We start from the raw sequence: 15743 nt of genomic DNA, 5'->3' as shown, positions 1-15743 counted from the left end.
TACTCAATAATGTCGATTAGGGCCATCCTATCTTGATGATCTCTAACCAACTCGTTTTTGATGCCGAGGTTATATGCCACGACGATCGTCTTCGTTGAGATGAAAACGGTCAATTTCTCATTTATTATTTTGGGCCTTAGCAAAAAACAGAAAATATAGAGTGCCTTTTTGCTCCTATCCGTTCCTCCTATTCGCCAAACAAGCCGTCATGGAAATTGTTAAAACCGACAATATCCCCCTAAAAAACAGCTTATTTAAAGAGTACTGACAATCAACATTATAGTATGTATAAGATTATTAAAAAATATTACCCTTGCGGGAAAATTCATTTTCGTGCCTATGAAAACCGATTTTCATGGGTATGTGTTTCGAAATAGACCAATAGGGATTTTAGTCAATTATTACAATAACAATAAAATGCAGGGGCATATGTCGTCATACATTTGAAGAGGGAAAAAGCCTGTTTTCGATATAGTTCTTTTTGTTATCCCATAAACTATAGAAGATTTTATGTACTTTTGCCTCAGAATATAAAAAACTTAAATAATTCAATTAAATCAACATGAAACGCTTAATGGCTAATCGTAAACAGAAAAAAGCGATCCTGATCGCTCTTGCTGCGCCATTGATGTTTTCCCCTGCCCCTTTAATGGCTGCGACCGGAACCTCCGAGCCTGTAGTTGCTATCGCCCAGCAGGCGCAAACGATCGTCAGTGTGCAGCGGATCAACCCGACTACGGTCGACGTTGTATTTTCCAACAATCAGCGGATGACATTCGATTTCTACGGAGATAATATTTTCCGTATGTTCCAAGACACAAACGGCGGTATTCTTCGTGATCCGGAGGCTAAACCGGAGGCCCGGATTCTGGTGGACAATCCTCGCCGTCCAGTTTCCCAACTGGACATACAGGACGAAAACGGGCAAGTGACCATCACGACCGGAAAAGTCAAACTCCAGTTGGACAAATCAACAGCTTTATTGAAAGTTACTAATCTTGCCACAAACACAGTCGCTTTCGAGGAGACTCGACCTGTAGCTTACGAAAAAGGGAAAACAATCCTGACGTTGAAAGAAAATCCTGATGAATATTTTTATGGCGGCGGCGTACAGAACGGTCGCTTCTCCCATAAAGGGAAAGCCATAGCCATCGAAAACCAAAACAGTTGGACAGACGGTGGGGTAGCCTCACCGACACCCTATTATTGGTCCACAAACGGATATGGCTTTATGTGGTATACTTTCAAACAGGGGAAATATGATTTCGGCGCTGCAGAAAAGGGAACGGTAAAACTATCTCACGATACAGATTATCTGGATGCTTTCTACATGGTCAACGACGGCCCTGTCGCCCTGTTGAACGATTTCTACCAGCTGACCGGTAATCCGGTGCTGCTGCCCAAGTTCGGATTCTACCAGGGACATCTGAACGCTTACAACCGCGACTATTGGGTAGAAGACGAAAAGGGTATCCTTTTTGAAGATGGCAAACGCTACAAGGAAAGCCAGAAAGATAATGGCGGTATCAAAGAATCGCTAAACGGAGAAAAGAACAACTACCAGTTCTCCGCCCGCGCTGTGATCGACCGTTACAAGAACCATGATATGCCGTTAGGCTGGTTGTTACCGAACGACGGCTACGGAGCCGGCTACGGGCAGGCCGAAACATTGGACGGCAACATCCAAAACTTAAAAAACCTCACTGAATACGCTCATAAAAACGGTGTCGAGATCGGCCTTTGGACACAATCCGACCTGCATCCGAAAGACAGTATCAGCGCCTTGTTGCAGCGTGACATCGTAAAGGAGGTGCGTGATGCCGGTGTACGGGTTCTGAAAACAGACGTGGCATGGGTCGGCTGGGGCTACTCGTTCGGCCTGAATGGTGTGGCTGACGTCGGACATATCATGCCGTATTACGGAAACGACGCACGTCCATTCATTATCTCTCTCGACGGCTGGGCTGGAACGCAACGTTATGCCGGTATCTGGTCGGGTGACCAAACGGGTGGACAATGGGAATATATCCGTTTCCATATCCCGACTTATATCGGTTCGGGACTTTCCGGACAACCGAACATCACATCCGACATGGACGGTATCTTCGGTGGCAAGAATTTGGCAATGAATACCCGCGATTTCCAGTGGAAGACCTGGACACCGATGGAGCTGAACATGGACGGCTGGGGATCAAATGAAAAATATCCGCATGCTTTGGGCGAACCGGCCACTTCCATCAACCGCTGGTATCTGAAGATGAAATCCTGTCTGATGCCGTATGCCTATAGCATCGCCCGTGAAGCGGTAGACGGAAAACCGATGATCCGTGCCATGTTTCTCGAAGATCCAAACCCGTACACGCATGGTAAGGCTACGCAATATCAGTTCATGTACGGTCCGTACTTCCTCGTCGCTCCGATCTATCAGGAGACGCAAATGGATGACAAGGGGAACGACATCCGCGACGGTATCTACCTGCCTGAAGGCGAATGGTTCGACTATTTCACCGGCGAGAAATACACGGGCGGCTGTGTGGTCAACAACTTCGCTTCTCCGCTTTGGAAACTTCCTGTATTCGTGAAAGCCGGTGCGATCATCCCGATGACGAACCCGAATAATAATGTAGCGGAAATCGATAAGAGTCTGCGTATATATGAACTTTACCCATCCGGATATAGTGAGTTCATCGAATATGACGATGACGGCAGAACGCAAGCGTATCTGAACGGAGCAGGCACATGGACAAAAATCGAGATGGAAAACGATCAGCCCTCCGTATACGTCCAGATTGGCAATAAAACAGTCGTCAACACAAACAGGAAAAACAAACCAGGAAAAATCTCAATCACCATCCATCCGACAACAGGCGATTTCGATGGCTTCGTGAAGGAGAAGGCAACCGAATTGCGCATCAATCTCTCGGAAATGCCGAAGAAGATCACCGCCAAAGTCGGTTCTTCCAAAGTGAAACTGGTAGCCGCCCGTTCGATGGACGAATACCTGAACGGCACAAACGTCTATTTCTACGATGCTACCCCGAACCTGAACAAATTCGCCACCAAAGGAAGCGAATTCGAAAAGGTAACGATCACCAAGAACCCGCAACTGTTGGTCAAACTGGCTCCGACAGATATCATCATGAACGAAACGGTCGTCACCATCGACGGATACCAATTCGATATGCCTGATACCCACCGCATTTCTACCGGATCGCTGACTGCTCCGGTTGCACAGGTGACAGACGGAAACACAGAAGCTTACACCTTAAAACCGACTTGGGATAAAGTTTCCGGCGCCGACTTCTACGAAATAGAATTTAACGGCATGCTCTATACACAGATCAAGAACACCGAACTGCTGTTCGACAACCTCTCAGCCGAAACAGACTATTCGTTCAAAATCCGTTCCGTCAACAAGGACGGTCATTCAGACTGGTCTACTTTCTCCGTCAAGACAAAATCCAACCCGCTCGAATTCGCCATCAAAGGTATCCGCGGAGAAGTGACAGCCGAAGAACAGGAAGGCTTTGAAATCTTCCGGCTGTTCGACTTTGCTGAATTGGGCGATATGTTCCATACGAAATACCGTAAGAACGCAATGCCGTTCGACATGATCATCGACTTACGCACCATCAACCAACTGGATAAGTTCCATTATCTGTCCCGCCAAGATGGAGGCAACGGTACGATCCTCGCCGGCAACGTGGCCTACAGCATGGATAAGGAAAACTGGACGGCAGTCGACTCGTTCCGCTGGGAACGCAATGGTGACGTGAAAATATTCACTTTCAAGAACCAGCCGAAAGCCCGCTACATCAAGTTGCATATTACGGAAGGTGTCGGAAACTACGCTTCCGGCCGCGAATTGTATGTATTCAAGGTTCCGGGAACGGAAAGCTATCTGCCGGGTGACATCAACAACGACAAGAAAATCGATGCAAACGACCTGACCTCGTACATGAACTATACGGGTCTGCGTCGCGGCGACAGCGATTTCGATTATGTCAGTGCAGGTGATATCAACCAGAACGGTCTGATCGATGCTTACGACATATCGGTTGTGACAACCCAATTGGAGGATGGCATCGAGAATCCGGGTACGGATCGTGTAGCCGGAACGCTCTCTCTATCCACACCGAAACAAACATACAACGCCGGAGAAACAGTCGAAATCACCGTTAAAGGTGATAGTATCAAAGCAGTCAACGCTTTGAGTTTCGCATTGCCTTACGATCAGCAGGACTATGATTTTGCAGGTATCGAACCGGCCAACCTCGGTGCGATGGAGAACCTGACATACGACCGCCTACACACCAGCGGCCAAAAGGCGCTCTATCCTACATTCGTCAATCTCGGAGACAAAAAGGCGCTCGAAGGCTCTGAAGATCTCTTCACCATCAAGCTGAAAGCGAAACGCAAAGTCAAATTCAATTTGAAAGCAGTCGACGGCATCCTGGTTGACAAGAACCTGAATATGCAGAAGTTCTGAACAAAGAATTTTTGAAATAAACAAAAGCAGAAAGGCTTCGCCCCGGAACTATCCGGTAGGCGAAGCCTTTTTCATTAAGATTATGAATGTTTTCTGCCTCACAGATGTTATCTTTGCAAAAAAAGCGATCAAACCATCGCATGACAAAGCAAACAAACACATTATGTACTCAGATAAGAAAAACATCCTGCAGCTCGTAGCCCTGCTCATCGAGCATAACGTCAAGAAAATCGTTTTGTGTCCCGGTAGCCGCAATTCCCCTATCGTACATACGATTGCCAACCACCCGTTCTTCTCCTGTTATCCGGTAACAGACGAACGGAGTGCGGCTTTCTTCGCGATCGGACTGGCATTACATGGCGGTAGCCCGGCTGCTGTCTGCTGCACATCGGGCAGTGCATTGCTTAATATTCATCCTGCCGTATCGGAAGCTTTCTATCAGCAAGTGCCATTGGTCGTCATCTCGGCAGACCGTCCCGGAGCCTGGATCGGGCAGATGGACGGACAGACGCTTCCACAACCCGGCGTATTCGGGCAGCTTGTCAAAAAATCCGTCAACCTGCCGGAGATACATACTGACGAAGACGAATGGCATTGCAACCGTCTTATCAACGAAGCTCTGCTCGAACTGAACCATCATGGGAAAGGACCGGTACATATCAATGTGCCGATCTCGGAACCGTTGTTCCGCTTCACCACAGAGGAATTGCCCAAGGTGCGCGTCATCACCCGCTACCAAGGATTAAATATCTACGACCGTGAATATACCGGACTGATCGAACGGCTGAACAACTACAACCGTCGCATGATCGTTGCCGGTCAGATGAGCCTGATCTATCTTTTTGAAAAGAAATATTCAAAACTGCTATACAAGCATTTCGCCTGGCTTACCGAACATACGGGAAACAAGACCGTTCCCGGCATCCCGGTAAAGAATTTCGATGCCGCCCTTTACGCCCTGCCGGAAGAAAAGTTAGAGAAAATGGTTCCTGACCTGCTGATCACTTACGGCGGACATATCGTGTCGAAACGTCTCAAACAATTTCTCCGCAAGCATCCGCCCCGCGAACACTGGCATGTTTCACTTGATGGAGAAATAACGGATCTTTACGGTTCCTTGACAACCGTTATCGAGATGGACCCGTTCGAATTCCTTGAAAAGATCGCTTATCTGCTGGAAAACCGGACAACGGAATTTCCACGCATTTGGGAGAATAACACCCGCGACTTGCCGCAACCGGAATTCGGCTATTCGGAAATGGCAGCCATCGGAGCTTTGGTCAAATCGCTCCCAACACCTGCGGCTTTGCATTTAGGTAACAGTTCGGCCGTACGTTACGCCCAGTTATACACACTCCCCGAAGATGTCGAAGTCTGCTGCAACCGGGGGACGAGCGGTATAGAAGGATCGCTTTCGACTGCCATCGGTTACTCCGTTTGTTCGGACAAACTGAATTTTGTGGTAATCGGCGACCTGAGTTTCTTTTATGACATGAACGCACTTTGGAACACCAATTTTGGTTGTAATCTGCGCATCCTTCTGCTCAATAACGGAGGCGGTGAAATATTTCAAGCACTCCCCGGACTGAAAATGGAAGATAAGACACAGCGTTTCGTGACAGCCACACACAAAACGTCCGCCAGAGGATGGGCCGAAGAACGGGGATTCTCCTACCTTCCCGTCCATAACGACGAAGAACTGACGGATGCGATGGCTGTTTTCACCCAATCCGCTCCTCATAACCAGCCAATGCTGATGGAAGTATTCACGAATGCGGCTGAAGATGTACGGCAACTCAAAGAGTATTACCACCGACTAAAAAACAACTCATAATTCATAACTTATAATTCATCTTATGGAAACAAAAAGAGAATGGACAACCATCAAAGAATATGAAGAAATCCTGTTCGATTTCTACAACGGGATTGCCCGCATCACCATCAACCGCGAACGCTATCGCAACGCTTTCACACCGACGACTACGACGGAAATGAGCGATGCTCTCTATATCTGCCGCGAACGTCCAGATATCAATGTCGTCGTGCTGACAGGAGCCGGAGACACGGCTTTCTGTGCCGGAGGAGACATGAACGTGAAAGGTCATGGCGGTTACATCGGCAAAGATGGTGTAGCGCGGTTAAATGTACTCGATGTACAAAAGCAAATCCGTTCTATTCCCAAGCCGGTGATTGCTGCCGTAAACGGTTTTGCGATCGGGGGCGGACATGTGTTGCATGTGGTCTGTGATCTGACGATTGCTTCTGAAAATGCGATATTCGGACAGACAGGTCCTCGAGTGGGAAGTTTCGACGCTGGGTTCGGTTCATCCTATTTAGCTCGTATCGTCGGCCAGAAGAAAGCGCGTGAGATTTGGTTCCTCTGCCGCAAGTACAATGCGCAGGAGGCACTCAACATGGGCCTCGTGAACAAGGTCGTACCTTTGGATCAACTTGAAGACGAATATGTCGGATGGGCCGAGGAAATGATGTTGCTCAGTCCGCTCGCCCTCCGCATGATCAAGGCCGGCCTAAACGCCGAACTGGACGGTCAGGCCGGCATCCAGGAACTGGCAGGCGACGCCACCATGCTCTACTATATGACCGACGAAGCTCAGGAAGGCGGTAAAGCTTTCCTCGAAAAACGCCGTCCCCGTTTCGAAGATTATCCAAAATTTCCTTAAAACGAGACACATGATCCACATAGACATTTGTTCCAAAGAGTTGTTATTCAAGAAGCCAGCCACAACTTCGCGCGGGACATACACAAAACGGAAAAGCTGGTTCATCACCCTTTCTTCGGATGACAGACCTGGTCATAAGGGGATAGGCGAATGCGCCCCGCTCCCCTATCTGAGTTGCGACGATTTGCCCATATCGCAATATGAAAAGGTACTGAACAAAGCTTGCCAAAACTTTGTCCGTACAGGCCAGATCGACACGGATAGCCTGTGCAACTATCCTTCCATCTTGTTTGGGCTGGAAACAGCCATTCTACACTTTGAAAAGAATCGTTTCTCCTTCTTCGACACTCCCTTTTCGCGTGGCGAAGCAGGCATCCCGATCAATGGACTGATCTGGATGGACACTTACGAGAATATGTTGAAGCAGGTGGAAGAGAAGATCGAAACCGGCTTCCGTTGCATCAAGCTAAAAATTGGGGCAATCGACTTCGAGAAGGAATTGGAGATCCTGCGCTTCATCCGTAAACATTTTTCTTCCAAAGAAATTGAACTACGTGTCGATGCCAATGGTGCCTTTTCGCCTAAGGAAGCCATGACGAAACTGGACCGTCTGGCCGAACTGGACCTACACTCGATCGAACAGCCGATCCGCGCCGGACAATGGGAAGAGATGGCCCGCCTGACCGCCTCCTCCCCGATTCCCATCGCCCTCGACGAGGAGCTGATCGGCCACAACACACCGGAAAAGAAAAACAAACTACTCTTCCTCCTCCGGCCGCAATACATTGTCTTGAAGCCATCCCTTCACGGAGGCATATACGGCTGTAGCGAATGGATCACGGAAGCGCAAAACTGGAAGACTGGCTGGTGGATCACGTCGGCTTTGGAATCGAACATTGGCCTGAATGCCATCGCCCAATGGTGCGCAACGCTGGACAATCCGCTCGCGCAAGGATTAGGAACCGGCGGCCTCTTCACCAATAACATAGATATGCCATTGTCAGTTGACAATGGACAATTAGTAATTGACGATGGACAATGGACAATTGATAATTAAGAGACATCCCGATAATTGCCAATTATCAACTATCAATTGTCAGTTATCGGAATTTATTTCCGACTGGAAGTCTCCCTCTCCTTATTTGGAGGTACAGACTTCCGGCTCGACCGGTGTGCCCAAACGAATCACAGTCCGCAAGGAGCAAATGGTAAACAGCGCCCGCCTCACCTGCGATTATTTAGGTTTACGACAAAGAGATAAAGCTCTCCTTTGTATGCCACTCCGGTACATTGCCGGAAAGATGATGGTCGTCCGCTCACTTGTGGCAGGGTTGGATCTGATCGTGCGTGAACCTTCCGGACATCCGATGGCAGATATCGACATGCCGCTCCGGTTCGCCGCCATGATCCCGTTACAAGTGTACAACACATTACAAGTACCGGAAGAACGGGAACGTCTTTGCCAAACCGAGATACTGATTATCGGCGGCGGCTCCATCGACCGTGAACTGGAAGCCCAGATACAAGAATTGCCTATCTGCGCCTACTCCACCTACGGAATGACGGAAACACTTTCGCATATTGCTCTTCGAAGGTTGAACGGACCGGAAGCCTCTTCTTATTACACACCTTTCCCGTCTGTCAAACTATCACTCTCGGCAGACGGCACACTGGTAATAGACGCTCCTCTCGTCGCCGATGAAACGCTCGTCACGAACGATGTCGCCGAACTGCTCCCGGACGGTCGTTTCCGCATCTTGGGAAGGAAAGACAACATCATCAACAGCGGAGGCATCAAGATACAGGCAGAGACCGTGGAGGAAGCCTTACGTCCCGTTATTTCTGCTAACTTTGCCATAACATCCGTTCCTGACCCGAAGTTCGGAGAAGCAATGGTTTTATTGATCACCGCAGGGAACGACCACTTCCTTGGCCAGGTAACAGCCTTTTCCCTTACTGGAAAACAGTCTATCTCCTTACCGGAGAACAGCCTCCTTTCCGAATGGGAAGAAAAGATATTTGAAATATTACCCAAATACCAGCGCCCGAAGCACATCCTTCCAATCGAAGCCATTCCCCTCACCGGTAGCGGGAAGATCGATCGGGCGGCATGCCGGAAACTGGCAAAGCAATTGACAATGGACAATTGATAATTGACAATTAAAATAAATGTTATATGAAGTATTTATCTATTCTCGCATCCGCCCTTCTCACCACGGCGTCCGCCTATGGACAAAGCGGGGAAAGTTGCCGGATGGCACCCGACCCGACTTTGCAGAAGCCGGAATTATATGCAGGTTACGACTGCGTGAACCTGCTTGACAGTACCGCTGTGACCGTGCAGCCTACCGGCTCCGGCTCATTCACTGTCTGCAAGATCGTCAAAGTCATGAACACACGCGGAGCAGTCGCCAATCGCATCCTTAAATACGATTACGACCCGCTGACAGCACATGCAGAATTCCATCGTGTGACCATCTACAAAGCCAACGGCGACGTGATCAACCTCGACATCACCAAGCAGCAGGATTATGCCGCTCCCGCCCGCGCCATCTATTGGGGAGCACGGCAGATCATGATGGAAGTAGGCCGTCTCGATCCGGGAGATATCATCGACTACCAAATCAACAAGAAGGGTTTCACCTACGCCCTGCTGGCTTCCGGTACAGGTGACGATGAATCCCGTTTCATCCCGCCTATGCGCGGACAATTCTATGACATCGTTCCTTTCTGGGCGACTGAACCGACCGTCCGCAAGGTATATAAGGTAAATATCCCGATGGAGAAAGAGATGCAGTTCCAGTTCTATCAGGGAGAATGTACCTCCTCCATGCGTTACGAGGATGGACAGAAAGCCTATACATTCGTCAGTACGGACATCATGCCGACTCAGCGCGAGCCGAACATGGTCGACCTGTTCGACGCCGCACCTAAACTGATGATGTCGTCCACACCACGCTGGCAGGACAAATCCCTTTGGTTCAATAAAGTGAACGAAGACTACGGCAGTTTCGACGCTATCCCGGAAGCCCAAAAGAAAGTGGATGAACTGATCAAAGGCAAAAAGACAGAAATGGAAAAGATAGCCGTTCTCACTCATTGGGTAGCCGACAATATCCGCTACTCCGGTATTTCAATGGGTAAAGGTGAAGGCTACACGCTGCATAACCTGAAAATGAATTACACGGACCGTTGCGGTGTTTGTAAAGATATTGCCGGTACCTTGGTCGCTTTCCTGCGTATGGCAGGCTTCGAAGCCTATCCGGCTATGACAATGGCCGGCAGCCGGGTGGAAAGCATCCCGGCCGACCACTTCAACCACTGTGTCGCCGTCGTGAAACTTTCCAACGGGACCTATATGCCGCTCGATCCGACCTGGGTTCCTTTCTGCCGCGAATTGTGGAGCAGTGCCGAACAGCAGCAAAACTACTTGCCGGGGGTTCCCGAAGGTTCCGACCTCTGCCTCACACCGGTTTCCGCACCGGAAAACCATTACGTCCGTATCAAAGCCGACAATAAGCTGGATGCCAAAGGCACGCTGACCGGACAGTTCACGATTACAGCCGAAGGGCAGTCAGACAGCAATATCCGTCGCATCTTCACCACCGGATGGCAGTCTCAATGGCAGTCCGCACTGGAAAGCCAACTCCTGGCCGTTTCGCCTAAGGCACGCCTTATCAGCGTGGATTATGGCAAAAACCCGAAGAATTACCAGGCAGCACCGATCAAAATGACATTCCGTTATGAAATACCCGGCTATGCCCTTCCAGGAGAAAGAGAAATGTTGTTCAAGCCATTGGTAATGAATAATCTCTACAACCAGGTAAAAAGCTATCTGCGCATCAACACCGACCTCGAAGAACGCCGGTATGGGTTCAAGGATGCCTGCTCGCGTCTGGTCGAACTGGACGAAACGATTCAACTCCCCGCAGGCTATAAGTTAGTGGGTGACGAAAAAGAAGACAATGTGCAAAGTTCTGCCGCCGACTTCGAAGGTTCCCTCCGCCAAGACGGTAACAAAGTGATGCTGCACCAAAAGTTAGCATTAAAGAAACGCGTGTACGAAGCAGGCGACTGGAATGGGTTCCGCAACGCCGTGAACGCACATAAGTCATTCGGGGATTATATCATCATCAAACAATAGCCTCTCATCATTCATAAATCATCAATCAAATGATACAGAACAAACATAAACTCGCCTTCCTCCTTTGCCTGCTGCTGATGGCTACGACAGCCTTCGGAGCATCGGAAGCCGAATATAAAAAACTGGCAAAGACCTGGACGCTCAATGCCGACGGCAGCCAGGAATTCCGTTATAACATGGAACTGACGCTTTTCACTCATACGGCCATGAACGGCACCTACGGAGAAAGCTTCATCGTTTACAATCCGCAATATCAGGAACTGAAGATCAACTCGTCTTACACCCGGCAGAAAGACGGCACGATCATCAAAACACCTGACAACGCTTTCGTGGAAGTTCTTCCCCGCAATGCGGCTGATGCTCCTGCCTACAACCACCTGAAAGAAATGGTTGTCGTCCATACGGGCCTGGAATTGGGAGCGACTATCTATCTCGACTATACTGTCACTTCCAAACCGGGTTATCTGCCGGAGGTTGACATTTTCGAAGAGCTACTCCAATCCTCTCCCGTCAAGGAATACACCCTGACGATTGTGACGCCCGAAACCAAAGAACTTGCCTACACATTGGCGAACAATCCGACAAAAGCGTCAGTCAAACAAGCTGATGGCACTTGTACGACAAGCTGGACATTGCGCAACCTGCCGGCTTCTTCCCGCGCTCCGTTCGTCTCTGTCCGGAATGGCGACGTTCCTTTTCTCGCCGCTACGACTTACGCATCCGAAGGGGAGGCATTGGCCACCCTGTTCAAACAGTTCAATCCGTCCGGTGATCCTCAACTCACAACTCTGGCAGAAAGCCTGACCGAAGGAAAAGACAAGGACGAGGACAAACTGAAAGCGATCCTCGAATACACAACCCTCCATATCGGGGGCAGTATGTTGACATTGGATCAGACCGGCTACCGCCTCCGCCCTGCCGATGCAGTCATAAACACTGCTTACGGAACTGAAGCTGAAAAAGCCAACTTGCTCGCGGGTCTGTTGGATGGAGCAGGCTTCAAAGCCGAACCGATGGTAACTTACCAGGCTCATGCAGACAAGGGGTTGGCACTGAAAGCAGTCGACCAGCTGTTCGTCTCCTGTATGGTGAACGGTGAATTGTACTTATTCTCCACTTATTCCACCCGTCGTCCGCAAACGGGAAACTTCGACCGGACTCCGCTTTTCAGCCTGCAAACGGGAAAACCTGTAGCCGTTGCCGTTCCACAGGATTACCGGATCAAGAGCGACATCACTGTCAGTTTCAAAGAAGGAAAGGTGACGACATTCACTAAAGAATCGGTCGGTAAAGCATTGATGCCTTATTTCAAGATAGGTAACGGCGAAAACAATCAAGTTGTTCCTTTGAAAGTGGAAAACGGGTATGCAACGATCTCACTTCCGGATGCAGAATACGGCTTCTCCCATCTGCCTTATGGCTACCTGAACAGCAAGCGGAAAGAAAACCTGCTGATTCCGCGTCCTGTCAGCGAAGTTTACACATACACGATCGAATGTCCTGAAAATATGGAACTGCGCACACCGAGAATGTACAAGGCGATCAGCAATACTGCCGGTAAACTATCTATCATTGTCAAAAAGGAAGGACGCACGGCAACCGTCACCCGCAGCCTGGAATTGAGTAAACAACTCTATACTCCTGCTGAATACAAGGATTTGCGCCAACTTTTGACTGAATGGAGTGACGTAAATGGAAAGACGCTGTTGTTTTCGGTACAGTAAAAAAATGGTTTATCCGGCATATAATAATGGTAACCCGTAGGGGCGGGGTTCTACTCCGCCCGATTGAGGGCGACATTACCCGATTGGGGGCGATGTTACCCGATTAAATGCACCAATGGGCAGAGCAGAGCCCTGCCCCTACGGAACGACATACCGATCAAATCATCATCCATATCGTTAATTAATCATCTAAATAACTCAAATATGAAACTACTAAATCTAACTGCTGCCCTCCTTGTAGGAGGTGCCCTGCAAGCACAAAATCCCCTGCCGGCCATCCATCCGCAGCCGCAGGAAGTCACATTGTCGACTAACTGGTTGAAAGCGCCTCATGGTTTTACCCTCTCCGGCATACAGCATCCGGATGAAGATGCCATGAGACTGATCAAAGAAACCTTATCCGTCACGAGTCATTCGGAAGCTCTGCCGCTTACGATCAAACAGATCGACAGCAAGGACTCTGAACTGAAACGTTCGGGTGCCTACCAGCTCACCATCGATCCCAAAGGAATCGAGATTGCCGTTTCCGACAGTCGCGGTCTCTTCTATGCAGCACAGACACTGCAACAATTGGCCCAAACCGACGGGCAAGGTAATACGACGCTGCCACTCGGTGTCATCAAAGACTATCCCGATGTCGCCTATCGTGGAACTGTTGAAGGTTTTTACGGCGATCCCTGGAGCCACGCCGACCGCATCGAGCAACTTCGTTTTTATGGCAAAATGAAGATGAACACCTATATCTACGGGCCGAAAGACGATCCCTACCACAGCTCCCCTAACTGGCGCAAGCCTTATCCGGAAAAGGAAGCGGCACAAATCAAAGATCTGGTAGAGGAAGCCGCTGCCAACAAGGTGGACTTCGTCTGGGCAATCCATCCGGGCCTGGACATCAAATGGACGGATGAAGACCGGATGAATGTGTTGAACAAGTTCGGTATGATGTACGATTTAGGGGTCCGCTCCTTTGCGGTCTTCTTCGACGATATATCCGGTGAAGGGGCTAAAGCGGACAAACAAGCCGACCTGCTCAACTTCCTGCAAAAGGAGTTTATTGAGAAAAAAGAAGGTGTCAGCCCCTTGATCATGTGTCCGACCGAATATAACCGGGCTTGGGCAGGAAGCGACTACTTAGATGTGCTGGGCAAAACACTCGACCCGGCAATCCATGTGATGTGGACCGGCAACAGCGTGATCCACGATATCACACTCGAAGGGCAGGAATGGGTAAACAAGCGCATCCAGCGCCCGTCGTATGTTTGGTGGAATTTCCCTGTAAGCGACTACTGTCGTGACCATCTGCTGATGGGGCCGTCTTACGGGCTCGATCCAAATGCTATACATGCCATGTCGGGATTCGTGGCCAACCCGATGGAACGGGCGGAAGCCTCCAAAGTAGCTCTCTACGGAGTCGCCGATTATGCCTGGAACATGAAAGCCTATCATCCCGAAAGCGACTTCGCCGAAGCCTGCCGTTACGTTCTACCGGAAGCACCTGAAGCCTTCCAGACATTCTGCGAGAACAACTGCGATCCGGGACCAAACGGCCACCGTTACCGCCGCGACGAATCCGTCCGTAACGCCGGTTATGCCGGAGCCTTCCTCTTAGACTTCCGCCAGCACCGCTATAATGCAGATGCAGCCGACCAGATGAACCGATTGTTCGCCGAAATCGCTGCCGCTCCGGCTGCCATCGAAACAAGCCGAAACAAGGCGCTGATAGACGAAATCAAACCGTGGCTGATGCAGTTCCACTTGTTAGGAAAAGCCGGACAAGCTGCTATCCGGACAGCTGAAGCCGGACAAGGACAGGATCGTGCCGCCACCTGGCAATCGTATCTGTCGCTCACCTCATTGCTCGACAGTATGCGCACGATCGACCGGACTTACAATCAAAATCCGTACCAGAAAGGGGTGAAAGTCGGTTCACGCGTCCTGACCCCGTTCGTACAGGAGATACATTCAGGGATCGGAAGCAACCTGCTGTTCTCAGACCAGTCAGATGCCACCACTACCCGGATGAGCAAGGCTTCTATCCTGACGGATATCGAACAATTGAAATATCAACCGTTGAAGGAAGGTAAAGACCAGATCGGATATAACCGCCTGAACGAGGTACTGCGTATCGAACCGGGACAATCCTTCGGCCTCACTTGGGAACTGCAAAAGGAGGCTACCTCTTTCAATTTCAGCCTGCCGAAGAGCGAAAACAGCGGACGGGTATTCGAATGGTCCGCCGACGGTAAACAATGGACGGCTATTGCTGACATCCCCGCCGACCAAGCCCACTTCAAACTGGAAAAGATCGCCCCTGAAGCACGTTATATCCGTATGCGGAACGCTACGGACAAGCAGATGCAAATCTACCTGTACGAATTTGCCATAACAACGAAAGAAAATACCTCTATCGATCCTGTCCGCCTGATGTATGACAAGAACCTGGAATCTGTCAATACATTGACCGCAGGTTCACGTATTACGGTTGATAAAGGAAAGGGCAATTCACTTGAACTATTTCTATCCGGCTCTCCTTGCAGCCAAGTTGTAGTGGAAGGTATACCATTAAAAGGAAAAGCAAAACAAGTGCTCTATTCCGGCCCGGCAAATTACATCAAGCTGAAAAAGGAAGTATTAGAAAACATAAAGACCCTGGAACTGTATAACGCAGGACAAACAGAAATCCGCATCCACGAGGTCAACTAACA

8 protein-coding genes are annotated in these 15743 nt (G+C 49.6%); all 8 read left to right on the top strand.

Translation table 11 applies throughout. The features are described from left to right. Positions 1-562: 562 nt before the first annotated feature. The 8 genes from NQ564_RS04790 to NQ564_RS04755 all read left to right on the top strand — a co-directional run bounded on the left by NQ564_RS04790 (position 563) and on the right by NQ564_RS04755 (position 15741). Positions 563-4489 carry a TIM-barrel domain-containing protein gene (locus NQ564_RS04790; RefSeq protein ID WP_008148562.1) on the top strand — a complete coding sequence of 1309 codons (3927 nt, stop codon included), beginning with the start codon at positions 563-565 and terminating at the stop codon, positions 4487-4489. A 163-nt stretch (positions 4490-4652) separates the two neighbouring features. Continuing rightward, entirely contained in the window at positions 4653-6323 is a 1671-nt protein-coding gene (menD, locus tag NQ564_RS04785) for a 2-succinyl-5-enolpyruvyl-6-hydroxy-3-cyclohexene-1-carboxylic-acid synthase (protein ID WP_129649845.1), read from the top strand. Positions 6324-6345: 22 nt separating this feature from the next. Beyond that, positions 6346-7170, top strand: a complete 825-nt coding sequence (gene menB / locus NQ564_RS04780) for a 1,4-dihydroxy-2-naphthoyl-CoA synthase (protein ID WP_129649843.1) — start codon at positions 6346-6348, stop codon at positions 7168-7170. 10 nt (positions 7171-7180) lie between these two features. Then, positions 7181-8227 carry an o-succinylbenzoate synthase gene (locus NQ564_RS04775; RefSeq protein WP_008148558.1) on the top strand — a complete coding sequence of 349 codons (1047 nt, stop codon included), beginning with the start codon at positions 7181-7183 and terminating at the stop codon, positions 8225-8227. Next, entirely contained in the window at positions 8202-9320 is a 1119-nt protein-coding gene (locus NQ564_RS04770; protein ID WP_129649841.1) for an AMP-binding protein, read from the top strand. The genes NQ564_RS04775 and NQ564_RS04770 overlap by 26 nt, the downstream gene beginning before the upstream one ends. A gap of 26 nt (positions 9321-9346) precedes the next feature. After that, the gene (locus tag NQ564_RS04765; RefSeq protein WP_129649839.1) at positions 9347-11314 is read left to right on the top strand and encodes a DUF3857 domain-containing protein; all 1968 of its coding nucleotides are present in this window, start codon (positions 9347-9349) and stop codon (positions 11312-11314) included. A gap of 29 nt (positions 11315-11343) precedes the next feature. Continuing rightward, positions 11344-13038, top strand: a complete 1695-nt coding sequence (locus tag NQ564_RS04760) for a DUF3857 domain-containing protein (RefSeq protein ID WP_129649837.1) — start codon at positions 11344-11346, stop codon at positions 13036-13038. 204 nt (positions 13039-13242) lie between these two features. Next, positions 13243-15741 carry a beta-N-acetylglucosaminidase domain-containing protein gene (locus NQ564_RS04755; protein WP_008148551.1) on the top strand — a complete coding sequence of 833 codons (2499 nt, stop codon included), beginning with the start codon at positions 13243-13245 and terminating at the stop codon, positions 15739-15741. Positions 15742-15743 lie beyond the last annotated feature (2 nt).

It is taken from the genome of Parabacteroides johnsonii DSM 18315 (assembly GCF_025151045.1).
GTDB classification, from domain to species: domain Bacteria; phylum Bacteroidota; class Bacteroidia; order Bacteroidales; family Tannerellaceae; genus Parabacteroides; species Parabacteroides johnsonii.
The sequence above is the reverse complement of the archived record's forward strand: the minus strand, read 5'-3'. Positions and strand labels throughout refer to the sequence as shown.